20 protein-coding genes and 4 pseudogenes are annotated in these 23,378 nt (G+C 43.5%); 23 read left to right on the forward strand and 1 reads right to left on the reverse strand.

All coding sequences use genetic code 11. The features are described from left to right. The first annotated feature begins 25 nt into the window (after positions 1-25). The 23 genes and pseudogenes from ABLT31_RS04450 to ABLT31_RS04560 all read left to right on the forward strand — a co-directional run. The gene (locus ABLT31_RS04450; protein ID WP_367749283.1) at positions 26-412 is read left to right on the forward strand and encodes a RidA family protein; all 387 of its coding nucleotides are present in this window, start codon (positions 26-28) and stop codon (positions 410-412) included. Between the two features lie 15 nt (positions 413-427). Then, complete coding sequence (locus ABLT31_RS04455; RefSeq protein ID WP_367749284.1) at positions 428-1,084, forward strand: RraA family protein; 657 nt, start codon at positions 428-430, stop codon at positions 1,082-1,084. A gap of 35 nt (positions 1,085-1,119) precedes the next feature. Further along, the gene (locus ABLT31_RS04460; protein WP_367749285.1) at positions 1,120-2,505 is read left to right on the forward strand and encodes an MFS transporter; all 1,386 of its coding nucleotides are present in this window, start codon (positions 1,120-1,122) and stop codon (positions 2,503-2,505) included. 237 nt (positions 2,506-2,742) lie between these two features. Continuing rightward, positions 2,743-3,756 (forward strand): tripartite tricarboxylate transporter substrate binding protein, encoded by a 1,014-nt coding sequence (locus ABLT31_RS04465; RefSeq protein ID WP_367749286.1) that lies wholly within the window; start codon positions 2,743-2,745, stop codon positions 3,754-3,756. 116 nt (positions 3,757-3,872) lie between these two features. Further along, on the forward strand, positions 3,873-4,832 hold the full coding sequence (locus ABLT31_RS04470) for a tripartite tricarboxylate transporter substrate binding protein (protein WP_367749287.1): 960 nt from the start codon (positions 3,873-3,875) through the stop codon (positions 4,830-4,832). A 61-nt stretch (positions 4,833-4,893) separates the two neighbouring features. Next, positions 4,894-5,445 carry a tripartite tricarboxylate transporter TctB family protein gene (locus ABLT31_RS04475; protein ID WP_367749288.1) on the forward strand — a complete coding sequence of 184 codons (552 nt, stop codon included), beginning with the start codon at positions 4,894-4,896 and terminating at the stop codon, positions 5,443-5,445. 12 nt (positions 5,446-5,457) lie between these two features. Beyond that, on the forward strand, positions 5,458-6,963 hold the full coding sequence (locus tag ABLT31_RS04480) for a tripartite tricarboxylate transporter permease (protein ID WP_367749289.1): 1,506 nt from the start codon (positions 5,458-5,460) through the stop codon (positions 6,961-6,963). A gap of 34 nt (positions 6,964-6,997) precedes the next feature. Beyond that, a complete protein-coding gene (locus ABLT31_RS04485) occupies positions 6,998-8,521 on the forward strand; it encodes a sulfatase-like hydrolase/transferase (protein WP_367749290.1) in 1,524 nt (507 codons plus the stop codon). Positions 8,522-8,560: 39 nt separating this feature from the next. Beyond that, positions 8,561-8,740: pseudogene (locus tag ABLT31_RS04490) on the forward strand (CoA transferase); the annotation flags it as partial. A 472-nt stretch (positions 8,741-9,212) separates the two neighbouring features. After that, positions 9,213-10,208 (forward strand): LacI family DNA-binding transcriptional regulator, encoded by a 996-nt coding sequence (locus ABLT31_RS04495; protein WP_367749292.1) that lies wholly within the window; start codon positions 9,213-9,215, stop codon positions 10,206-10,208. Between the two features lie 470 nt (positions 10,209-10,678). Next, entirely contained in the window at positions 10,679-11,230 is a 552-nt protein-coding gene (locus tag ABLT31_RS04500; protein ID WP_367749293.1) for a DJ-1/PfpI family protein, read from the forward strand. A gap of 20 nt (positions 11,231-11,250) precedes the next feature. Continuing rightward, positions 11,251-12,188, forward strand: a pseudogene (locus ABLT31_RS04505) (aldo/keto reductase). A gap of 349 nt (positions 12,189-12,537) precedes the next feature. Beyond that, entirely contained in the window at positions 12,538-13,785 is a 1,248-nt protein-coding gene (locus tag ABLT31_RS04510; protein WP_367749294.1) for an ABC transporter substrate-binding protein, read from the forward strand. Between the two features lie 99 nt (positions 13,786-13,884). Next, the gene (locus ABLT31_RS04515) at positions 13,885-14,835 is read left to right on the forward strand and encodes a carbohydrate ABC transporter permease (protein ID WP_367749295.1); all 951 of its coding nucleotides are present in this window, start codon (positions 13,885-13,887) and stop codon (positions 14,833-14,835) included. Continuing rightward, a complete protein-coding gene (locus ABLT31_RS04520; protein WP_367749296.1) occupies positions 14,835-15,674 on the forward strand; it encodes a carbohydrate ABC transporter permease in 840 nt (279 codons plus the stop codon). Before ABLT31_RS04515 ends, ABLT31_RS04520 begins: the two co-directional genes overlap by 1 nt. A gap of 24 nt (positions 15,675-15,698) precedes the next feature. Then, positions 15,699-16,781 carry a Gfo/Idh/MocA family protein gene (locus ABLT31_RS04525; RefSeq protein ID WP_367749297.1) on the forward strand — a complete coding sequence of 361 codons (1,083 nt, stop codon included), beginning with the start codon at positions 15,699-15,701 and terminating at the stop codon, positions 16,779-16,781. A 22-nt stretch (positions 16,782-16,803) separates the two neighbouring features. Then, positions 16,804-16,980, forward strand: a complete 177-nt coding sequence (locus tag ABLT31_RS04530; protein ID WP_367749298.1) for a hypothetical protein — start codon at positions 16,804-16,806, stop codon at positions 16,978-16,980. Between the two features lie 17 nt (positions 16,981-16,997). Then, on the forward strand, positions 16,998-17,954 hold the full coding sequence (locus ABLT31_RS04535; RefSeq protein ID WP_367749299.1) for a sugar kinase: 957 nt from the start codon (positions 16,998-17,000) through the stop codon (positions 17,952-17,954). A 28-nt stretch (positions 17,955-17,982) separates the two neighbouring features. Next, a pseudogene (locus ABLT31_RS04540) lies at positions 17,983-18,961 on the forward strand (2-hydroxyacid dehydrogenase). Positions 18,962-19,005: 44 nt separating this feature from the next. Further along, positions 19,006-19,218 carry a hypothetical protein gene (locus tag ABLT31_RS04545; protein WP_367749300.1) on the forward strand — a complete coding sequence of 71 codons (213 nt, stop codon included), beginning with the start codon at positions 19,006-19,008 and terminating at the stop codon, positions 19,216-19,218. Next, positions 19,215-20,357, forward strand: a complete 1,143-nt coding sequence (locus ABLT31_RS04550; RefSeq protein WP_367749301.1) for a Gfo/Idh/MocA family protein — start codon at positions 19,215-19,217, stop codon at positions 20,355-20,357. Before ABLT31_RS04545 ends, ABLT31_RS04550 begins: the two co-directional genes overlap by 4 nt. A gap of 25 nt (positions 20,358-20,382) precedes the next feature. Beyond that, on the forward strand, positions 20,383-21,114 hold the full coding sequence (locus ABLT31_RS04555; protein ID WP_367749302.1) for a ThuA domain-containing protein: 732 nt from the start codon (positions 20,383-20,385) through the stop codon (positions 21,112-21,114). A gap of 106 nt (positions 21,115-21,220) precedes the next feature. After that, positions 21,221-21,589: pseudogene (locus ABLT31_RS04560) on the forward strand (TRAP transporter large permease subunit); the annotation flags it as partial. A gap of 144 nt (positions 21,590-21,733) precedes the next feature. On the opposite strand, the gene ABLT31_RS04565 reads toward ABLT31_RS04560, so the two are convergent. Next, the gene (locus ABLT31_RS04565) at positions 21,734-23,236 is read right to left on the reverse strand and encodes a DDE transposase (protein ID WP_367749303.1); all 1,503 of its coding nucleotides are present in this window, start codon (positions 23,234-23,236) and stop codon (positions 21,734-21,736) included. Positions 23,237-23,378 lie beyond the last annotated feature (142 nt).

Here is a 23,378-nt window from a genome sequence, read left to right on the forward strand (position 1 = left end):
GTTTAGGCAAGGGGGAACAAGTACAATGATGGTAAAGAGAGAAGTTATTGAGATTCCTGGAGTTACTCATGGGAAGGCACCAATTCCCATGGGTGCCAAAATCGGATCTGTTGTTTATTCATCGGCGATTATGGGTAAAGATCCAAGCTCTGATGAGCTTCCTATGGATGCAGAAAGACAAATTTATTTTCTTTATCGGAACATCGAAAGCTTTATGAAGGAAGCTGGAGGATCAACGGAGAACATCATCCGGATGTCTGTTTATCTCAAGGACAACAGTCTGAGAGAGCTGTTCAATCAAGAGTGGCTAAAGATGTTTCCAGATCCAAAAAATCGTCCAGCCAGACACATTGCGTTAGCTGATCTGCACAACGGGATGTGTGCGCAAGTAGAACTTATCGCTGTGTTATAGATAGGAGGGAATGAATTGTCACTAGAATCTTTGATAGAACGTTTGTATAATTTGGATACATGTGCCGTATCGGATGCTCTAGACTCTTTACAGATGAAAGGTGTTGTGACCGGTCTGCAGCAGGTTTCCGTTCAGAAAAAGATCTGCGGAAGAGCAGTGACGGTTAAATTGGTTGCAAAAGGGACACAAGAGTCAAAACGTCATCTGGGAACTGCAGCTATTGAGGCTGCTTCCAACGGAGATGTTATCGTTGTCGAGCATGGGCGCAGCGATGTCGCCGGCTGGGGAGGCAATCTGTGCATTGCTGCGATCCAACGGGGGATAAGCGGCGTGATCATTGACGGTGCGTGCCGGGATGTGGATGAAATGCGATCTTTGGATTTTCCGGTGTATGCGCGTGCCGCTGTTCCCACCACCGCCAGAGGAAGAATTGTAGAGCATTCCTTCAATGAAAAAATTGTCGTAGCTGACGTCGAGGTGGACCCGGGAGATTTGGTTATTGCCGATGGCAGCGGAATCGTGTTCATTCCAAGCTCGGTGGCCGAATCCGTAATCGAGGCTGCGGAACAAATTGTAGAACAGGAAGCCCTGATGGCGAAAGCTATAAGGGAAGGACATCCGGTGAGCTCAGTAATGGGTAAGAAATACGAAACGATGCTTGATAGGAACTAAGCAGAAGGACGAAGGCAAGCAAGGAGGGTGAGCGGATGAAACCGATTGCAGGGGAAGCGAAAGGGGCTCCACAAAAATGGGACGTGTCGTTGATCATTGAGAAGAGGAAAAGCAACCGATTTGCCATTAATCTGATCTTATGGACATTTCTCATTATGATCCTTGAAGGTTTTGATTACACTGTCATTTCATATGCAGCTCCTGTCCTAATCAAGCAATGGCAGGTGGAGGAAAGTACTTTTGGGGCCATTTTTGGAGCAGGAACCTTTGGGCTCATGGTTGGAGGTCTCATCTTTGGATTTCTAGGGGATCGACTAGGTCGAAAAAAAGCGCTGATTTGCAGTATCCTGCTGGCCTCCCTTTTCACCCTTGCATCCAGCTGGGCTAGCTCTCCTACAGGTTTGATGTATATGAGATTCCTCGCTTGTATCGGACTAGGAGGTACTGTACCTCTCGCCATCGTGCATGTAAATGAATATGCGCCGCTAGGATCACGAGGAAAGTGGGTTTCGATTATGTTTACGGGCTTTCCGGTAGGACATGCTTTAGGCGGTTTGATAGCAGCTTGGCTTATCCCTGCTTTTGGATGGCAGTCGATCTTTCTAGTCGGCGGAATCGCACCCTTGCTCTTGATCATCGGTTTACTTTTCATGTTGCCAGAATCTCTTCGATTTCTAGTTCTTAAAAATAGTAAGCGTTCAAAAATAATGAAACTGGTTTCATCGCTAAAGCCGGATTTGCAGATTCGTCCGGATGCGGAGATTGTCTTGGAAGAAGAAACGAAAAGCATGAATTTCTCTCCAAGGTTGTTGTTTCAGGGGTCTTTACGCATGTTGACACCGCTCATTTGGATCCTTTATATCCTTAGTTCGTTTGTCATCTATTTCCTAAATAGTTGGTTGCCGCATTTGTTCGTTTCGTCGGGTTTATCACTGGAAAATGCATCCGTTGCTACCTCGATGTATCAACTTGCAGGGATTGTTTGCGGCTTTGTTGTCGGTTGGCTATTCGATAAACGGGGGATGCTGGCATGTACCATTTTCCCGGGTGCAGCTTGTTTGGTCGTTGCCCTTTTAGGATATCCCATGCCAGTGATGTTCCTGATCAGCTTGGTATCTGCTGCTGGATTCTTCGTTATCGGTACCCAAATGGTCTTAACGGTAACAACTCCCAATTTTTATCCTACTTCGTACCGTTCGAAAGCGAATGGAATGGCGATGTCCATTGCAAAGATTGGCTCCATCTCAGGTCCGATCGTTGGAGGAATACTGTTATCATCGAATCTATCCATTAGGCAACTTTTCTTCTTGAATAGTGCTGCCATCGCTTTGGGCGCTATCCTCATGTTTACAATAGCCTTATTGTATCGCCGACACTTTAAGGCAGGGAAGGAAGTCACGTCAGATCAGAATGTTGCTTAAATGGAACGGGGGGGCATCGTCATTTATTGGCGATTTCCATCTCCAGTATATGGAATCGCTTTCAATTCGTTTGCGGCGGAATACATCATGTTGCAAATCGAGCGGCACAGATTTCAGAATATTTGTGGTGATACGAGAAACTCGAAGATTTTTAACTTTTGTCTATCACAGCTGGTCATGACATGACGGTAATAGAAAGGAAGAAGTTCTTTAACCACAAGTGGGGGGTCTGTTAAATTGAAAAAACTTGCCATGTTGTCTACGTTGATCTTTTCTCTTATCGTTGGTGGATGCTCTCAATCCACCCAACAAGCAGAGGTAGCTAAACCCGCCGAGCAAACGGCTGAAGGAAAGCAAGAAGAGAAGCCTAAGAGCGATTTCCCGAATAAACCGATTCAAATGGTCATGCCATTTGCTCCTGGTGGGGCTTATGACACGATTGGCCGTACGTTAGCCAAAGTGGCTCCGAAGTATCTCCCGAATGGACAATCGGTCGTTGTGGTCAATAAACCTGGTGGCGGTAATACACTGGGAGTCGTAGAAGTTTTCAAAGCCCAACCGGATGGATACACCATCGGTTATGTTCCTTCATCTACCATTACGATCCATCCTCATCACGGAAATACGCCATATACCTATGACAGTTTCCAAACGATCATGAGGACCATGCAGGCTGACGGCTTTGTGCTCGTGAAAGGGGATGCACCTTGGAAAACCTTTGAAGAATGGCTTGACTATGTTAAAGCAAACCCGGAAGGATTTTCGGTTTCTACGGTTGCTGGAGCCAAGCCTGTATTGGAGAGAATTAACCGTGATTTAGGGATTCAGATGAAGATTGTTGTATTTGATGGCAGCAGTCCTGCCTTGACCGCTTTCTTAGGCGGCCATGTGGATGCTACGATTGGCGTTCCGGCTGAAGCGAAGGCAATGATTGAGTCGGGCGAGATCCGACAGCTGTTCAGTACCTCAGGCCGAGATGTAGGGGATGTTCCTACGTTGAAGGAGAAAGGCTACAAGATTGAGGAAAACAAATATACAGGGATTATTGCTCCGAAAGGATTGCCGCAGGAAGAGCTAAAGATTCTGCACGATGCGTTCAAACAAGCGCTAGAAGATCCTGAAGTGGTTGATCAGATGCGTAAGCTTGGATATGAGCCGTACTATGGCGGTCCGGAAGAATTCCAGAAAAACTTGGAAGATAACTTCAAAATTGACGGGGATAATTTGAGGGAAATGGGTTTGATTAAGTAATTCATCGAAAGGCGGGAGAGGACAGGCTAGAAATTTCTCCTCTCCCCTTTCCTAAAAAATAGAACAAAGAGTCGTGAGAATACTTGAGACAATGATTGAAGGGATGTCATGCTGAAATGAGACCGCTACTATTTTCCTTAATGAGTTTATCCCTCCTGTTAGGCGGATGTTCGCAATCTGCTCAACCATCAGGAGCAGCGAGTTTTCCAGAAAAACCGATTCAGTTAATTGTGCCTACCCCACCGGGTGGCAGTACAGATACCATTGCTCGTGTATTTGCCAAGGTTGTCCCGAAGTATCTTCCGAATGGACAATCTGTTGTCGTGGTGAATAAACCAGGAGGAAGTAATACGATTGGTGTCTCCGAGGTTTTTAAATCCAAGCCGGATGGATATACTCTCGGTTTTATCCCATCGTCCACCATCACTTCTGAACCGCATTTTGGCAACACACCCTATACGCACGACAGTTTTCAATCCGTTATGAGAATCTATCGCCAGGATGGATTTCTGTATGTAAAAGCAGATGCGCCGTGGAAAAACTTTGAGGAATGGTTGGAATATGTCAAGCAAAACCCGCAACAGTTCAAGGTGGCCACTGTCGCCGGAGCCAAAGGACTGCTTGAAAGATTAAACCATGATGCAGGCATTCAGATGAAGATTGTTCCGTTCGATGGTTTCGCTCCTGCAGTAACAGGCCTTCTTGGAGGGCATGTCCAGGGTACGGTCGCTATTCCTAGTGCTGTGAAAGCTCAGTTGGAGTCAGGTGAGATTCGTCCGCTATTTACATCATCAGGAACTAGTGCAGGAGATATTCCGACATTAAAGGAAAAGGGCTTCAACATTGAGGAAAACAAGCTGTCCGGGATTATAGCCCCTAAGGGCTTACCGCAGGAAGAACTGACGATTCTTCACGATGCCTTTAAGAAAGCGTTAGAAGATCCGGAAGTGACAGAACAGTTCAAGAACCTTGCACTTGAACCTTACTATGGCGGTCCTGAAGATTTTCAGAAGGACTTAACCAACAACTTTAACATTGATGGAGAAACCCTAAGACTGACAGGGTTAATTAAGTAAAAGGTGTAGGGGAGAGCAAATACCTCTTCCCTAGCAGTGAATCGAAAAAGGAGGGAAAGCAATGAGTATCAATCAAGGGGAATTATTAGCAAGAGAAGAAACAATGATCTCCGAAACGAGGCCGAACCAAGCAGATAAGGCGGTTCCCATAAATCAAGCAAGAACCAAAAGGAACGCGGGGTTATGGGCTGGAATGGTTATATTCCTGTTCTCTCTCTTATTTTTCATTCTATCATTTGACTACGACTATTCTAGTAATGTAGGACCCGGACCTGGTTTTTTTCCTCTTTATCTAAGCGGTATCCTTATGATCCTATCCATCTTCTATGTCTTTGAATCCGTAAAGGGGAAGAATGTCAGCAGTGAAAAATGGCCCAAGGGAGAGGCGTTAAAAAATGTTTTATCCGTACTGGGATGTCTGGTTGTTTTTCTCCTTCTTTTTTACCTGGCAGGGATGATCGCAGCGAGTATGGTCTTCCTGTTTCTAGTATTCTTCAAAGGGTATAAATGGTACATCAATGTTGCCCTGTCTGTGGGGATATCCCTTTTCCTGTTTTGGCTGTTTAACAATGTACTAAGTGTCCCATTACCGGTGAATGGAATTTTATTTTAAGGAGGCGGCAGAATGGATTCACTCATGTCATTAATGCATGGATTTGAAACGGCGCTTACCTGGTGGAATCTTCTCTACTGTCTCATTGGGGTATCTGTTGGCATGTTTATCGGTGTTTTGCCGGGACTGGGACCCGTGGCGGGAACGGCTCTTCTTATCCCGCTTACCTTCGGGATGGAGCCCGTGTCCGCGATCATCATGCTTTCAGGAATTTTTTACGGAGCCATGTATGGAGGGACGATTACTTCTGTTCTCATCAATGTGCCTGGTGAGGCAGCATCCCTTATTACCTGTATCGATGGGCACCAATTAGCTAAGCAAGGACGTGCAGGGGTAGCGCTTGGTGTGTCGGCTATCGGATCGTTTATTGGAGGGATTGTAGCAATCCTGGGTTTAACGTTTATCGGCCCGGCGCTGTCTAGCTTTGCGCTTCGGTTTGGTCCGCCGGAGTTCTTTTCCATTATGTTACTGGGCTTGTTAATGTTGGTTGCCTTAATGGGAAGATCTCTTGTCCGAGGGTTGATCGCTGCATCCATTGGCTTGCTTTTATCGATGATTGGCGCAGACCCCATGTCAGGGGTCAATCGTTTTACCTTTAACCGACTGGAGCTATTGGACGGAATTGATTTCGCTGTTGTGGCGATGGGATTATTCGCTATATCAGAGATCTTGATCAATATGGAAAATCCCTCCAATATGGATAAGCCAGGAAAGATAAATGGCCTGCTTCCTCGTCGAGAAGAGTGGAAGCCCGCCATGAAATCGATCGGGAGGGGAACAGGAATCGGGATGATTCTCGGATTGATTCCCGGAGCAAACTCGGTTATTGCTTCCATCTTGTCTTATACCATGGAGAAGAAATTAGCCAAAGACCCGTCTCGTTTTGGAAAAGGGGCCATTGAAGGGATTGCAGGTCCAGAGACAGCCAACAATGCCCACAGTGGTGCGGCTTTAATTCCTTTGTTTACCTTAGGTTTGCCGAGTTCACCCACGGTTGCTATCTTGCTTGGTGCGTTTATTATGCATGGCTTAACCCCGGGACCTGCCCTGTTTAGAAGTAATCCTGACTTTGTATGGGGCGTTATTGCCAGCATGTTTGTAGGAAATGTCATTCTCTTAATCATGAATATGCCTTTAGCCGGTATGTGGGCTAAGATTTCTACCATTCCCAATAAGCTTTTGTTCCCTATCGTTTTGATCCTTACTTTAATAGGAACCTACAGTGTTCGCAATAGTATGTGGGATCTGGTGATGATGGTGATTTGCGGCGTTATCGGATACATGATGAAAAAATTGGATATCCCCATTGCCGCAACGATGCTGACCTTTGTGTTGGGAGCACAGATTGAAACTTCGTTATTGCAATCCCTGGCTACCTCAGATAACGGCATCTACATCTTCTTTACACGTCCTATCTCGGCAACAATCATGGGAATTGCTTTGCTCATCTTAGTTTTGAGCATTGTCAGCGGTATGAGAAGCAAGCGATCCATGTTGGCAAGCGACATCGAATTATAAAATCATACTAGTGCGCTAAATCCTTCCAGGGGAGATGATGAAGCTGAAAAGCAAGCAACCGAACATTGTTCTCATTACTTGTGACCACTTACGGGGCGATTTTTTGGGATGTGCGGGCCATCCGATTATTCAGACCCCACACATTGATCAGCTGGCGACAAGAGGAGTTCGTTTTTCGCAGGCTTATTCACCGACTCCGATCTGCATTCCAGCTCGAGCTACGATTATGACGGGCCTTGAGGGACATTCGCATGGGCTAACGGAGTTCCGGTCGGGCTTTGAGCTCCCGGTTCAAGAAACGTTGCCTCAGCAATTGCACGATGCAGGCTATCAAACCAAAGTGGTGGGAAAAATGCATGTTTACCCAGAGCGCCGTCATTACGGCTTTGAGACTATGCTTCTTTGTGAAGAGGGACGCTTATTAGGCAAGCCCTATGGAGAAAACCGGGGGTATGATGATTACGAGCAATGGCTAGCTGAGCAGGGGTATCCTGGACTAGCCCATGCGCATGGCATGGCGATTAATGAGTATGCTGCTACTCCATGGCATCTGCCTGACCATTTGCATCCTACGGAATGGATCGGTCACCAAACCTGCAAGGAAATTAAACGTCGTGATTGGACAAGGCCGTTGTTTATGTGGGCTTCCTTTACCGCCCCTCATCCGCCGTTGACGCCTTTATTGAAGGACCTTTATATGTATGACCGGGATGAAATGCCAAAGCCGCATATTGGGGATTGGGCTAATGATCGAGAGCATGCGGAGTTTCATCAGACAAATCTAATTCGTTATGGGGATTTAAGTTCAGATAAAAAGTTGGATCTCGCATATCGATCCTTTTTTGCGATGATTACCCACGTAGATCGACAAATTGGAAGGATCATCGGAACGCTTCATGAGGAAGGGATACTCGATAACACTTGGTTTATAATTACATCGGATCATGGGGACAATCTAGGCGACCATCGACTGTGGCAAAAGGGAAGCTTTCTTAAAGGGGCCTGCAATATTCCATTAATTATCGCTCCCCCTTTAGAAAAGGAGAATTGGTTACATGCTTTGGGACCTGCTTGGATGCCTGGAACCGTAAATGAATCGGTCGTTGGTTTACAGGATATTATGCCAACATGCTTACATATTGGTCAGGCTCAATGTCCTGAATCGATTGATGGGAAAAGCTTAGTTGCCATGGTGAAGGATCCTGCGGAATCCGTTCGTGAAGTGATTCTTGGCGAGTTTGGAAATTTGGGAAAACGGTCGTTGATGCTAACCGATGGGAAATGGAAATATATTTGGTATGAAGAAGATGGAAAAGAACTGCTCTTCCATATTCAAGAGGATCCCCATGAGATGAGGAATTTGTCTTCTGAAAAAGATTTTATCCTGCAGGAATGGAGAAGGAAATTGGCTGATGTATTATCTGCTAGATTGGATGACCCGGCTGTGGAAAATGGTAGATTAAGGGAAGCAAAACCGGGGGTCTCGCCTTCTCCAGAAGAAAGGTTAAAGAAATTCAATTACATGTTCATTCACAAGTCTCCCAACGGGTTGCACTAAAAGGAATAGAGGAAAATGCTGGCAAGGGGGGAAGGATGAGTGGCAAAAGCTTTGCAGGGGATTCGTGTGCTGGATTTGACAAGGGCGCTGGCTGGCCCTTACGCCTCCATGGTTCTGGCCGATCTAGGGACGGAAGTTAACAAGATCGAACAACCCGAAGGAGGAGACGACTCCAGGGGGTACGGTCCTTTCATTAACGGAGAAAGTGCTTATTTCATTAAACGCTGGGTCACTTATGAATTGTTCTACTTGAGAGCACGTTTGAGTGCTTGATCCATCGTAAATTTGCAACCTTGATTTGCACACGTTGAAAATACAACAGAATATACCATTTTTTAAAGAGCAGGATTATCCCCACTCCTGCTCTTTTGTGATATTACAAGTATGTTTTGGGTCACGAATTCTATTTCCTACTGGCGTAGGATTGATCTATATGGGTAAAAATCAACCTGGTCGCAATATCGATAGCAACATGAATTCCATCTATTATCCTATAATAGCTTTCATGAATACAGAATTAAACAGGTAGAAAGTTATTTTTTTAGATAATACCCAAAAATACATAAAATGCGTAAATGTTAGATAAATCGCGAAAAGTTAAGATAATAAAAGAAAATTAAATAAGGAATCGATTCCATGGTGTTGTCATTGTTTTAGAGTTATGGTTTACTATGATTAAGAGGTGAATGGTGTGGCAACGATTATGGATGTTGCTAAGGAGGCTGGAGTATCAAGAACCACCGTTTCACGGGTTCTTAATAACAGTCCTCGGGTAGATCAAGCGACAAGGAAAAATGTGCTTAATGTTATACGAAAATTAAATTATCAACCGAGTAATGTTGCACGGAACTTTCGGAAGAAAGAAACCAAATTAATAGCTGTTCTTATTCCTAGAGTCTCAAATCCGTTCTATGGCAATTTACTGTATGGGATGGAAGAAGTAGCAATTAAAAAGGGCTATAATATTATTCTTTGCAATACGGGAGGGGATCCGGCCCGAGAAATGCGATATTTGCGCATGCTGGAGCAAAAGCAAGTGGACGGGTTAATAATGGCGGGATTAAATAATTCTCCAGATGTGGTGAAGGCTTACCTGCAGTATGGACCCATTGTAATAGCTTGCGGATACACGGATGATGACAGCATTCCCGCTGTTGTAATCGACGATACCAAGGCCGCCAGGATGGCTGTCGAACATCTGGTTTCGTTGGGACATCAACGAATCGCATTTATCAATGGACCTGAGCATATTACTTTGTGCCGTGATCGAAAAAAAGGGTACATACAAGCCCTTGAGGAAAATGGTTTAACCGTTTTCGAAGAATGGATCCAGCATAGCGATTTTACGATTGAAGGCGGGTATCAGTGCACCAATAATCTTCTCCAGTTAAAAGACCGGCCGTCAGCGATTTTTGCTGCGAATGACGATATGGCTGTTGGAGTCATCCAAGCCCTGCAGGAATATGGAGTCCATGTCCCAAAAGAAATGGCGGTTGTAGGGTTTGATAATAACCCGATGGCCACGGTTGTCAGTCCGAAATTGACAACCATTGATCAGCCTATCTTTCTAATTGGGTTGAAATCGATGGAAAAGTTGATAGGCTGTTTGGAGAATGGTGATATGGTTGATCATCAGAGAATCATTCTGGATACAAAATTATGCATCCGGGAATCAAGCGTTTTATAAAATTTTTTTTATTGCGTATGGAATCGATTACACAATTTAGAGATGGGACATGATCGAGCACGGGAAAAATATCTTCAAATACAAAGTTAAATAACCTGAATCTAGAGCTTTGAATTTTTTTTAATAGGCGTGGAATCGATTACACACATCTGGGCTAAGTAATGAAGATAATGAAGGCCAATATTGAAAGGGGATGGTTGATCACGGGGCAAACTTTTTTAGATACAAAGTTAAATAACCTAAAATCAAGCTTATATATTTTTTTAATAGGCGTGGAATCGATTACACACATCTGGGCTAAGTAATGAAGATAATGAAGGCCAATTGAAAGGGGATGGTTGATCACGGGGCAAACTTTTTTAGAAACAAAGTTATATAACCTAAAATCAAGCTTTTAAATTTTTTTAACAGGTGTGGAATCGATTACACGAGTTCTGCCGTAAATACAAAAAGATGAATGAGGTGTTGTTATGTCTAAGGTATTAATTGTTTCCGGTGATGCTGTAGAAGCATTAGAAATCTATTATCCTTACTACCGTTGTTTGGAAGAACGTTTTGAAACCACAATTGCTGCCCCTAATAAAAAAATGTTACATACCGTCATTCATGATATGGAAGACTGGGAGACATATACGGAGAAAAGGGGATATCAAATTGAAGCCACCATATCTTTCTCGGAAGTAGACCCAAGTAAGTATGATGGCTTGATCATACCCGGTGGAAGGGCACCTGAGTATATCCGCCTGAATGAACATCTCCCCGGGATTGTCAGTCATTTCTTTGAAACGAATAAGCCTATTGCGATCGTATGCCATGCAACTTTGGTATTAGCCACTTTAAAAGATCAGTTACGGGGAAGAGAAATGACCGCTTATATCGCTTGCAAACCGGAAGTGGAGAGTATGGGAGCTACCTATGTTTCAGAAAATTTGCATGTTGATAAAAACTTAATATCCGGCCATGCTTGGCCCGACTTGCCGGGATTAATGAGAGAATTTATAAGACAAGTCTCTAATAAATAGGTGAATTGGGAGTAGATCATATGAAATATCGCACTCTTGGAAAAACAGGATTAAAAGTATCGGTCGTAGGCGTTGGAACTTGGCAGTTCGGCGGAGAATGGGGCAAGGAATTTACCCAACAAGAGGTTGATCAAATATTAGGCTGTGCAAAGGAATTAGGAATCAATTTGATTGATACGGCAGAGTGCTATGGAGACCATCTCTCGGAAGCTTTTATCGGAAAATCAATTGAGCGGAACCGTGGGGATTGGATTGTTGCAACCAAGTTTGGTCATCATTTTCATGGAGATTTCAATCGTACGGATCATTGGTCTCCAGGAGAGGTGTTGCAGCAATTGGATGACTCATTAAGAGCCCTGCGTACTGACTATATTGATATCTACCAATTCCATTCCGGAAGTAATGAAGCGTTTGATCAAGATGACCTGTGGACAGCTTTGGATAAACAAGTACAGGCGGGAAAAATCAGGCCTTGGGAATTTCAATCGGGAGCAACGATAATCTGCATCAAACCGATTCAGCAGGAAAGATTAATGCGGAAGTAATCCAGGTTGTCTATAATCGCGTGGACAGAATCCCTGAGGAACAAGTATTTCCTTCCTGTCGAAAACAAAATCTTGGCGTTTTGGCACGTGTTCCGCTTGCAAGTGGATTGTTAACCGGCAAATATGGTTCCGGGTCCGCATTCGGATCAAAAGATCATCGGTCCAATTGGGATTGGGGTCCAGAAGGCAAAAAGGCAGAACAACTTCGCTTGGTCTAAGAAATCAAACGCTCGGAAGTTCCTAAAGGTGTTGATATGGCTCAATGGGCTCTCGCCTGGTGCCTTCAGCATCCTGCTGTCACTTGCGTGATACCCGGATGCAAAAGTGTGGAGCAAGTAGAATCAAATGCCAAAGCGGCAGATTTGGCATTGGTGAATGATGATCATCCACAAGCATGCGGCATCACACGCTAAACGATAATGAGATGATTCCCCCTTTGTATAACTATTTCAAAGAGGGAAACGAGGATACCTTCTAAGCTCAATCGTATCAGAGATAGAAAGGTATCCTCCGCTCTCATATCCCTTATGTCCATTGTGAGTTCTCTTTTAACAGAATGTAAACCTTTACATCAATAAAGAAATCTCCAATTATGCTTAAAGATGATTTGATCATCCGTTAGTCCTGTGGACATTCGCTTGCAAGCGATTCCAATATACTATCTTGACATCAAAATCCAAAGGGGGGATTCCATTACACGAAGATGAATGGGTCTTAGGCCAAATACGCACATCATTTTTAATAAAAAAAGGGGGATTCATTGTGATCAAGAAGTTCAGTTCAATTTTAACCGCTTTATCGTTATCATTCCTTGTTGCTTGCGGATCCAATCCAACCCAAACGGCCAGCCCGGAGAGTACTGGCAAACCCGGAAATGAGAAGATTACAGTTACTTGGTGGAACTCCGTAGATGATGAGGCTGAAGCCAAAGCATTAGATGATCTGGTAGCAAAATACGAAAAGGCGAATCCCAACGTAAAAATCGAACAATCCTTTGTTCCATTTAGTGACATTAAAAATAAACTTTTAACTAGCAGTGTAGGAAATGAGCTCCCGGATATTGTTTGGCTAGATAATCCGGATCATCAATCTTTCGCAGCAGCTGGCATTCTTGCTGATATCACAAAAGAAGTTCAAGAATGGGGACAATCGAATCAATACTTTGAGGGCCCATGGTCTTCAACGGTACTCAAGGATAAAAGCTATGGGGTTCCTGTTAGCAGTAATAATTTAGCCCTCATATACAATGAGAAAATGTTGAAGGATGCAGGGATTCAGCCTCCGAAAACTTGGGATGAATTAAAGGAAGCTGCAAAAAATTTAACCAAATCCGGAGTATATGGTCTCGGCGTAGCCGCTAAACAAAATGAAACCGCAACCTTCCAGTTATTGCCTTGGATATGGCAAGCGGGATCAGACTTAAACAGTTTTGATAGTCAAGGAACTATTGATGCTATTAAATTTTGGAAGGATCTAGTAGATAACGGATATATGTCTAAAGAAGTCATCAATCTAAAGCATGGTGATTTGAGTTTGCAATTTGCATCCCAAAAGGTAGCGATGATGGTCAATGGTACTTGGAATCTTGGAAGCGATTTAAAAGATGCCAAATTTGAATGGAATGCGGTTCCTCTTCCAAGCTATAAACAGAGTGCAACGATTCTAGGCGGCTTTAACTGGGCCATCACTTCCCAATCGAAACAAAAGGAGGCAGCTTGGGACTTTATTAAGTTTGCCAACGAACCAGATAACATTAGAGAGTTTGTGAAAACTTCAGGCCGTCTTCCAAGCCGCAAGGATATGATTCAAGAGCCTAATTGGCAGGACAATAAAATAATGAAGGTATTTGCGGATAGTATGGAAAATTCGAGAGCACGTTCATACGGACCAAACTATCCTAAGATTTCCAGCGCAGTCCAGGAAATGGTTCAGTCGGTATTAACAGGTGTGAAATCGCCTGAGGATGCAGTGAAAGACGCAAATGCAAAAATAAAGCCGCTATTACAATAAAGTATCCAATAAGGGATGAAGAAGTGAGCTTCATCATCCCTTTATTCCAAAAAGTTTATATTTCTTCATTTATTCATCTAAGAAAAAGGGGGGGTTGTGATGCAACGTACGAATACGATAAAGGATCAGCAGGCAATAAAAAATGAAGTAGGATACAAAATGAATAAAATAAAGATAAGTCAATTAACCAATTATTTATTCATTTTGCCCGGGCTGATTTTTTTAATGGGATTTATGGTGTTTCCGATTGTTTATAATATTTTACTCAGTTTTAAAAATGTAACCCTTATGAATCTCAATGGCATTCAAGAGTATATAGGATGGACTAATTATCAAACCGTTTTAAAGGATCCTTTATTTTCAAGTTCCTTTAAAAACTCCATTCTTTATACAGGATTAAGTATTTTAGGGCAATTTGTCATTGGGTTTGCTTTTGCATTATTTTTCAATTTGAAATTTCCCGGAAGGGATACCATGCGTTCCATCATTTTGTTGGCTTGGATGATGCCGGTTGTCATTGTCGGAACCCTTTTCCAATGGATGTTCGCAGGAGATGATACGGGAATTATTAACTATATTCTTCAAGCGTTAGGGATTATTGATGAGCCTCATTTATGGTTAAGCGATACAAGGACTGCCTTAGCCACAACCATGATTGCAAATATTTGGGTTGGAGTTCCCTTTAATATGTTAATTCTTTTATCCGGATTGCAATCGATCCCTTTAGAGTTGTACGAGGCAGCCAAAATAGATGGGGCGGGTCGCATTCGCCAATTCTTCCATATCACATTGCCGATGATTCGGCCTACTATTTTAATTCTTTTGATTCTAGGGATTATTTATACGTTTAAAGCATTTGACCTGATTATTATTATGACTGGCGGCGGCCCCGTGAATTCCTCCATGGTCCTTCCATTCTATGCCTACCAGTTGGCATTCGACGGGTTTGAGTTTAGTTTGGGAGCGGCTGTTTCCACAATTATGTTCGTCATTTTGGCTGCTATCGCTGTCCTCTATCTTTTGTTGATGCGAAAGGAGGAACAATTATAATGGGCACTAGACTATTTGGTGGCAGAAATTACGGAGCTGCAGCCATTGCCATTCTTTCCACGTTTCTTTTTCTATTCCCCATCTATTGGATGGTGGTGACATCGCTAAAGCCGATGTCAGAGTTGTTTAGCAGTCCGCCGCATTTGTTTCCTTACGAGATGACATGGAAAGCATATATTGATAATTTTGTAAAGGATCAGAGTATTTTCAAGTACATTTTTAACAGCGCGGTTATATCATTTGGAACATTAATTTTGACCCTGCTTCTTGCTACACCATTCGCTTATGCTATGGCGCGATATAAACTAAGAGGGTTAAGTATTATATTAATTTTACTTCTGACAATTCAAATGCTTCCCAGCATTATGATGGCTATGCCTCTATTTATTGTATTTTCAAAGTTAGGTTTACTCAACAGCTTTACCTCTTTGATTGTAGCGAATACAACACATACATTACCTTTTGCGGTATTGATGCTGCGCCCTTATTTTCTAGCCGTTCCCAAGGGGTTGGAAGAGGCTGCTCTCATAGATGGATGCAATAAATTTTCCGCTTTTTGGCGTGTGATGGTACCGTGCATTAAACACGGAATATTAACAGTCGGTGCTTTGTGTTTCTTGTATGCATGGGGAGACTTTTTGTTCGCCTTAATCTTTACAACAGATAAATCCATTCATCCGTTAACCATGGGCCTTTATAAGTTCATTACAGAGTATGGAGCCCAATGGAATAATCTTATGGCGGTTGCTACGATTTCTTCTCTGCCTATTATTCTGATTTTCATAGCCCTCCAAAAACATATTGTTGGCGGGATTACATCGGGTGCGGTAAAAGACTAATCTATCTAAGGAGTGGAAAGCCATATGAAAAATAGATTTGCCATTGGACTTATTGGGGCTGGAAGAATTGCGAGACATCATCTCCATGCACTTCAGCAAATTAGTGAAGTTCATGTCGTGGGGATTGCAGATTCCTTATGGGAAGCAGCCCAAAACACAGCAGAAGAATTTGGCATACCCAAAGTTTATGATGATTATCGAGAATTATTAGCCTTGCCTGAATTAGATGCCGTTATTATTTCAGTTCCAAACTTTATCCATTGTCAAGTTTCGATAGACGCATTGTATGCCGGAAAGCATGTGCTGTGCGAGAAGCCAATGGCAGTTAATGCTATCGATGCAAACCGCATGGTGCAAGCCCAAAAAGAAACCGGAAAAAAATTAATGATTGCACTCAATAATCGGTTTAGGCGTGATGTGCAGCTAATTAAGCAATATGCGGAAAATGGCGAGTTTGGTGAAATATATAATGCAAAATCAGGATGGATGAGACGGGCCGGTATTCCAGGTTGGGGCGGTTGGTTTACGAATCGGGAACAATCCGGCGGCGGGCCTTTAATCGATTTGGGCATTCATATGCTGGACTTGGCCCTCTATTTGATGGGAAATGTTAAACCCATATCAGTAGTAGGCTCTACCTATATGAAATTCGGCAGCACAGACCGCAAAGATTTACGTTCCACAACCATTGCAAACCAGGATGGATTCTTTAATGTAGAGGATTTGGCGACTGCATTTATTCGCTTGGATAATGGGGCAACCTTAACTCTTGATGTCAGCTGGGCGGCGAACATTGAGAAAGATAGAGTGTTTGTGGATTTGATGGGTACAAATGGAGGAGCCAGCATTGATAGGGAGGAAGGGGTATCGATCTTTTCGGAACGATATGGCCAGCTTGTCAATGAGTTCCCATTGGTTAAATATCATGATCTGGAAGCTAGAGTAGACATGCATCGCCATTTTCTCTCTTGTATTGAACATAACAGGGAGCCAATATGTACCCCTGAGCAGGGAATGTTTATTAATTTAATCCTTGATGCCATTTATGAATCTTCCAGAACGGGCAGACAAGTGGAAATTAAGGTGCCTGACCTGATAAAAAACTAAAACATAAGGTGACTGGAGAAAATTGTACTCCACGCTGATTGAAATCGGCTATGAAGGAAACTTGGATATTGAAGGGCTGCACGATCCAGTATTTAAAAATGAACGGGACCGTCAAGGACTACTGCTATCTCTTCAATTTTTAAACAAATTGATCGTCGATCCAAACAACCAGCCTGAGTCCATTAAGATCCATACATAAAGATTAGGAGGAATGGCATGGCAGAGTTAGTTACCCTTGGGGAAACAATGATGGTCTTAACCCCCCCGGATCAATATGGAAGAATCAAAACCTCCGGTTTATTGGCAAAAGCGATCGCTGGGGCAGAGAGCAATGTCGCGATCGGAGTGGCGAGACTTAAGCATTCGGCTGCTTGGATTAGCAGAGTGGGGAATGATCCGTTTGGAGAGGAGATCCTTTACCGGTTAAACGGCGAGCGAATCGATACATCAAGGGTGAAAATCGATCCCAGTGCCGGAACGGGTATTTTCTTTAAAGAACGAGGAAGAGGCGGGAACTTTCAGGTTCATTACTATCGGAAGCTTTCCGCAGCATCATTTCTTTCCAAAGATGATATCGATGAAGATGTGATAAGACAAGCAAAGATCTTGCATCTTACTGGGATTACACCGGCTTTAAGTTCAAGCTGTCATGATGCGGTACAATTTGCTATTGCCATGGCAAAGAAGCATTCAGTCAAGATTAGCTTTGACCCTAATTTGCGTTTGAAGTTGTGGACGGCAGAGGCAGCAAGGGAAACCTTACTGCCGATTATCAGACAAGCTGACTGGTTCTTCCCTGGTGTAGAGGAAGCAAGGCTGTTATTAAATCGGGAAAGTATAGAACCGGATCAGCTTATTTCTGCGTTCCTCGATATGGGGGTACCCCAGGTCATATTAAAACTTGGACCGAAAGGGTGCATGACAGCCAATCGGGATGAGCGAGTTTTTGTAAAAGGATTTCAAGTGGATGAAATCGACCCTCTAGGGGCGGGTGACGGATTCTGTGCGGGGTATCTGGCTGGTGTCCTGAAAGGATGGGAACCTGGAGAGTGTGCGGAGTTGGCTAATGTTGCCGGAGCACTCGCCGTAACCGGAATTGGGGATTATGAGGCTCTGCCGACTTTTGAAGAAGTCGAACAGTTCTTAGGCCGAAAATCGTTGGTAAGCAGGTAGGATTATGGAATGAAAGGCTGTGAAGCGGTTGAAACCAAAAGTCTATATTACTAGGAACATTCCTGAAGAAATCGTAGCCATGATCGCAGAATGTTGTGAAGTACGGATGTGGGGAGAAACAGAGATTCCTGTTCCTCGCGAAGTCTTGGAAAGGGAGATCGCAGACATTGATGGATTATACTGCTTGCTGACCGAAACAATCGATGAGGACTTAATGGCAAAAGCCAAAAAGCTGAAAGTGATCAGTAATATGGCTGTTGGCTTTAACAATATTGATATCGATGCCGCGACCAGAAGAGGAATCATGGTTACAAATACTCCAGGGGTGCTTACGGAAACAACGGCTGATCTTACGTTTGCACTTCTTATGGCAACGGCACGCCGATTAGTAGAAGCATCAGAATATCTAAGATATGGTAAATGGAATACATGGTCACCGATGCAGCTTACGGGGCAAGATGTATGGCGCTACTTTAGGCATCGTGGGGTTGGGGAGAATCGGTGAGGCCCTCGTTAAAAGAGCCAAAGGATTTGATATGAATGTACTCTATTATAATCGTACTCGCAAGTCGGAAGCAGAACATGAGTTGGGGATTACCTATAGGGATCTAAATGGCTTGCTCAAAGAATCAGATTTTGTTTGCATCATGACCCCGTATTCTCCGGAGACAAAAAATTTAATAGATAAAGATCAGTTATCCCTGATGAAGCGGTCAGCTGTGTTGGTCAATACGGCACGCGGTGGAATTGTCAACGAATCAGCACTCTATGAGGCTCTACAGAACGGGACCATCTGGGCGGCAGGTCTAGATGTATTTGAACAAGAACCTGTACCGCCGGAGCATCCTCTACTTACGCTACCTAATGTAGTCACCTTGCCTCATATCGGAAGTGCAAGCATCCAGACAAGAATGAGGATGGCGAATGTTGCAGCTGAAAACTTGCTTTGTTCATTGAAAGGTGAAATTACGCCTCACTTGATAAACGAAAGTGTATTACAGCATTAATGCCGGTCAAGTTATTCAATAGATCTCTTTACTATTTTACGAATATGAATGAAGGAGTGGAATGGGTGAAGCTTGGCGTATTTACCGTGTATCTGCATGAAGCTTTAGATAAGATCCAGTCGGCAGGTTATGAAGGGGTCATCTCGATTGAACATGAGGATAGCCTGATGTCTATTGAAGAAGGATTTGAAAAAGCGGTTGCTCACCTTAAAAGCCTGATTATCAGGGAAAGGGTTAAGGAGGTTTGGTGGGCATGACAAGAAAAGAAATTAACGTGGGAATGATTGGGTATAAATTTATGGGAAAGGCACATTCCCATGCCTATCGCGATGTTCCTTTCTATTTTAATTCTAAAATTCGCCCCGTATTAAAAGCGATTTGCGGCCGGGATGAAGGAGGAGTCAAGGCTGCCGCTGAACAATTCGGGTATGAATCGATTGAAACGGATTGGCGTGACTTAATCCGCAGAGAAGATATCGATTTGATAGATGTGGGAACTCCAAACTATTCACACATGGAAATTGTTCTCGCTGCGATCGAGGCCGGAAAGCATGTCATTTGCGAAAAACCTCTTGCTATGAATCTGAAAGAGGCCAAACAAATGCTTGAAGCAGCGAGAAATAAAGGAATCATTCATATGGTTTCCCACAACTACCGGTTTTCTCCCGCTGTCCAGCTTGCTAAACGTATTATAGAAGAAGGACGTTTAGGTCAAATCTATCATATCAGAGCTTCTTACCTGCAGGACTGGATCATGGATCCTCAATTCCCCTTAGTGTGGAGATTGAAAAAGGAAGTCACAGGCTCAGGCGCTCTAGGCGATATTGGTGCCCATATCATTGATCTAGCCCGATTTCTCGTTGGAGAGTTTGCCCAAGTGACAGGAATGATGAAAACCTTTATCAAAGAGCGACCTCTTGACGAAAAACCGGGAGGAATAAAAGGAACCGTGAATGTCGATGATGCAACAGCATTTCTTGCCGAATTTGAGAATGGAGCCTTTGGAGTATTTGAGGCTACCCGCTTTGCAGCAGGGAATCGAAACAAAAATAAATTTGAAATCAATGGATCAAAAGGAACGCTTCGTTGGGATCTTGAGAATATGAACATGCTGGAAGTCTATTTTACGGATGATGAAGAAGGGGTTCAGGGGTTCCGGACCATTAATGTAACGGAAAACTCACATCCCTATGCCTCCAATTATTGGCCAGCCGGCCACAGTGTTGGCTATGAGCATACTTTCATAAGTATGATGAATGAACTCATGAAAGGAATTGCTGAAAATAAGCAAGTTTCCCCTTCGTTTGAAGATGGAGTAAGAAACCAAGCGGTATTGGAAGCTGTGGAAATATCATCAAATACGAAGCAGTGGGTTAAGATAACCGATTTATTATAACAGGATGAGCGGGAAGGGCATGGTTATGAAAAAAACAGTTCGCATACTGGTCTGGAATGAAAATCGAGATAACAAAGATGCGCAGAAAACAGAAAAAATGAAAATGAATTATCCTGAAGGGATCCATAAGACTATTGCACAATATTTGGATAAAGAGGACGATTTTATATTAAATACGGCAACCTTAGATGAACCGGAACATGGATTAACTGACGAAGTCCTTGCTCAAACCGATGTGTTAATCTGGTGGGGGCACCTGGCTCATCAGGGAGTGAAGGATCATATCATTGATAAGGTTCATGCAAGGATATTAGAGGGAATGGGACTCATTGTTCTGCATTCCGGTCATTACTCAAAAATATTCAAGAAGCTGATGGGAACCTCCTGTGCACTTAAATGGCGAGTGGCTGATGAAAAAGAACGGTTATGGGTCGTAGATCCGGGACATCCCATCGTGGAAGGAATTGAATCTTTTATTGAATTAGATAGAGAAGAAATGTACGGGGAATTTTTCGATATTCCTGAACCTGATGAACTTATCTTCATTAGCTGGTTCCAAGGCGGAGAGGTATTCAGGAGCGGCTGTACATTTAAGCGTGGAAAAGGCAAAATCTTTTATTTCCGCCCGGGACATGAAACTTATCCTACCTTTCACCAACCGCAAATCATGAAAGTACTATCCAATGCTGTTCGTTGGGCTGCTCCGGTTAACGGCCCTGCATCTGTTTTTGGGAATGTAAAGGCACTAGAGTTTTAATAATGAATTGAAGGGAGCTATAACCAGTGAGGCCCAAAGTTTTATAACGAGGAAAATTCCAAAGATGCAGTTTTAAAAGCTTAAACCAAAGAACACTGGCTTAGCGGAAGATTTAACTGTTCTGATGGAGAAATTAAATTTGGAACCATGGTTAATGATTTTGAGTATAGGGTTGTTAATTGTGTTGGTTGCAGGCCCTCTATCTTTTACGGCTACGTTAACCGCTGTTGGAATGGTATCGTTTAGTGGGCTTGTCTCTGCGGGGGTAGACCCCATATTGGCCGTGGTGGCTATCCTTATGTTTGCATCAACTGAAGGTGCTTCACCGCCTTCCTCTGCACCTATTTTTATTGCATGTGGAATAGCGGGTGCAAAACCAGAAAAGACGTTTGCTCCGTTAGTATTTTATTATGTCATTCCTGTTTTTCTTATAGGGTACTTGATTGCTATGGGGATCTTACCCATCCCAATATAAATTAATAGACTCTCGGAATTAAGGTTTTAATTCTGGGTCTGACTTAGGGGTAAGATAGTTATTTTGGCTCTTGGGACTCATTATGAAAGCAGTTTTCAAAAAAATGCATGCCAAATAAATGTTTCTGGACCTATTTTAAAAAAATTAGGCTGCTCGATGTGTGTCAAACCATTGATCGATGGAAGGAAGTTGCTCCTTCTTTGCTTCTCCCAACCAGGCATCCGCATGCTGACACATGGCAATCAGGTAAACCCGAATGGTCCAATGGCGGGAACTACGCCCCTTCGAAGCTTCAAGTTTGTAATCTATTTTTTGGCGCTTGATGCAGCGTTCCACTCCGGTTCTCAAAGCGTATCTTTGTCTCCATTCTTCACTGTCGCGACGAATACGTGGAAATAGTCGAGGATTATCTTTCGTTGATGTGTAAAACGTTCTCCCGTACTCGGAGGTTGAACACGGATGGGGACACTCCCACTTGCCGACTTTGGCCGGACAGCGCCATTTGTTACGATGAGTTTTCCGATTCATGCCCCAGTTGATCATTTTACGGCCAATGGAGCAAACAGGAACACCATCGGTTCCAATTTTCATATCACCGGATACCAATTTGCCGGAACGCCTGAGATTCAGGTCGATGATGGCGGAAACATCATCGTGTTCCAGCATGGTATAGATGGGGAGGGCATCGTGGGCGGAATCCAAGATCGCTTCCCCGATTTTCCAGTTTGGATACCAGTGACGCAGTTCCTGGTATCCGCAAATCCAAGATACCGAATCATGCCGACTGGCTTTTAGCAGCCTAGGATATACCGGTAAGTTGTATGGACTGTCTGCGGAACTAAACATGTAAAGGGTTCGGCCATAGTAATACTTCTCCCGGTAGCTGTCCCAGCCGTAATCGGCATCAAGATCAGAAAATTGACGGTCACAGGAACACTTCCAGTTGCCCTTTTTGCGGCAATCGCAGAGGAATTTTCCATAGGCTCGTCCTCCAGTCACAACAGGAGTACCGTCCCCGATGACGCTAAAGGATTCGGTATCCCCTAATAATCCTTTGGCAGCAGAGGGAAACACGAACAAGGTTTGGAAGAGTCGTTGAAGTTGGTCGTGGGCTTTGGATGTATAGTGAATCTTATGGGAGCGAAGAGCACGAGCAACCAATTTTTCCGTAATCTTAGGGTTTTTTGGTTCTTGTTTCTGATTCTTCTTTCCTTTCTTTCGAGGTTTACGGAGGTTGCGCTTTATTCGTTTAGTCAAATGAGGAGAATCCGTCAGCCAGAGTTGGCGAAAGAAGTCGTAGAAGGTACCAACACCCGGGGTTTTCCCTGAAGGAAAACCGCTAAGGATGGAATAGACCGGCGTGATTCGCATCGCGTAGACCCATTGATCTACGCTCATATGAAGTTTGGTCATCAATAGAATGCTTCGAAGCAGATTCGCTGGATCATGCGGTTTTCTACCCTGAGTTTTCGCCGAGTAACGATCCTTCATGAGAAAAGCTGTAAGAGACAGATCCATTGAAGTCGTCCAGAGGATCGTTTCTGCAAAGTAATCTTGGAGAAAGTGGATCGAATCTCCGTAGTGTTGATGTAGCGTTTGAGTAACAAATTGAAGATAGTCGTGGTGAGAACGTACAGTTGAAATCATGACCATCACCCCATCGTCCTTAGTAGGCTTAACACCTTCCTGGCGATTTTGTAGGGGTTTTGATTTGTCAAGAAGAAAGTTTGTTCCTGCCTCTTTTTGAGGTGAAACAATAAATAGCTCTAGTCAAAAGACTAGAGCCATC

It is taken from the genome of Ammoniphilus soli (genome assembly GCF_040813775.1).

Bases quoted from the DNA above. Each gene is read 5' to 3' on its own strand.
- ABLT31_RS04520 (WP_367749296.1), top strand. From the start codon at position 14,835: ATGGGCACTAGACTATTTGGTGGCAGAAATTACGGAGCTGCAGCCATT.
- ABLT31_RS04460 (WP_367749285.1), top strand. From the start codon at position 1,120: ATGAAACCGATTGCAGGGGAAGCGAAAGGGGCTCCACAAAAATGGGAC.
- ABLT31_RS04555 (WP_367749302.1), top strand. From the start codon at position 20,383: ATGAAAAAAACAGTTCGCATACTGGTCTGGAATGAAAATCGAGATAAC.
- ABLT31_RS04500 (WP_367749293.1), top strand. From the start codon at position 10,679: ATGTCTAAGGTATTAATTGTTTCCGGTGATGCTGTAGAAGCATTAGAA.
- ABLT31_RS04470 (WP_367749287.1), top strand. From the start codon at position 3,873: ATGAGACCGCTACTATTTTCCTTAATGAGTTTATCCCTCCTGTTAGGC.
- ABLT31_RS04485 (WP_367749290.1), top strand. From the start codon at position 6,998: ATGATGAAGCTGAAAAGCAAGCAACCGAACATTGTTCTCATTACTTGT.
- ABLT31_RS04535 (WP_367749299.1), top strand. From the start codon at position 16,998: ATGGCAGAGTTAGTTACCCTTGGGGAAACAATGATGGTCTTAACCCCC.
- ABLT31_RS04525 (WP_367749297.1), top strand. From the start codon at position 15,699: ATGAAAAATAGATTTGCCATTGGACTTATTGGGGCTGGAAGAATTGCG.
- ABLT31_RS04480 (WP_367749289.1), top strand. From the start codon at position 5,458: ATGGATTCACTCATGTCATTAATGCATGGATTTGAAACGGCGCTTACC.
- ABLT31_RS04450 (WP_367749283.1), top strand. From the start codon at position 26: ATGATGGTAAAGAGAGAAGTTATTGAGATTCCTGGAGTTACTCATGGG.
- ABLT31_RS04550 (WP_367749301.1), top strand. From the start codon at position 19,215: ATGACAAGAAAAGAAATTAACGTGGGAATGATTGGGTATAAATTTATG.
- ABLT31_RS04475 (WP_367749288.1), top strand. From the start codon at position 4,894: ATGAGTATCAATCAAGGGGAATTATTAGCAAGAGAAGAAACAATGATC.
- ABLT31_RS04545 (WP_367749300.1), top strand. From the start codon at position 19,006: ATGAATGAAGGAGTGGAATGGGTGAAGCTTGGCGTATTTACCGTGTAT.
- ABLT31_RS04515 (WP_367749295.1), top strand. From the start codon at position 13,885: ATGCAACGTACGAATACGATAAAGGATCAGCAGGCAATAAAAAATGAA.
- ABLT31_RS04565 (WP_367749303.1), bottom strand. From the start codon at position 23,236: ATGATTTCAACTGTACGTTCTCACCACGACTATCTTCAATTTGTTACT.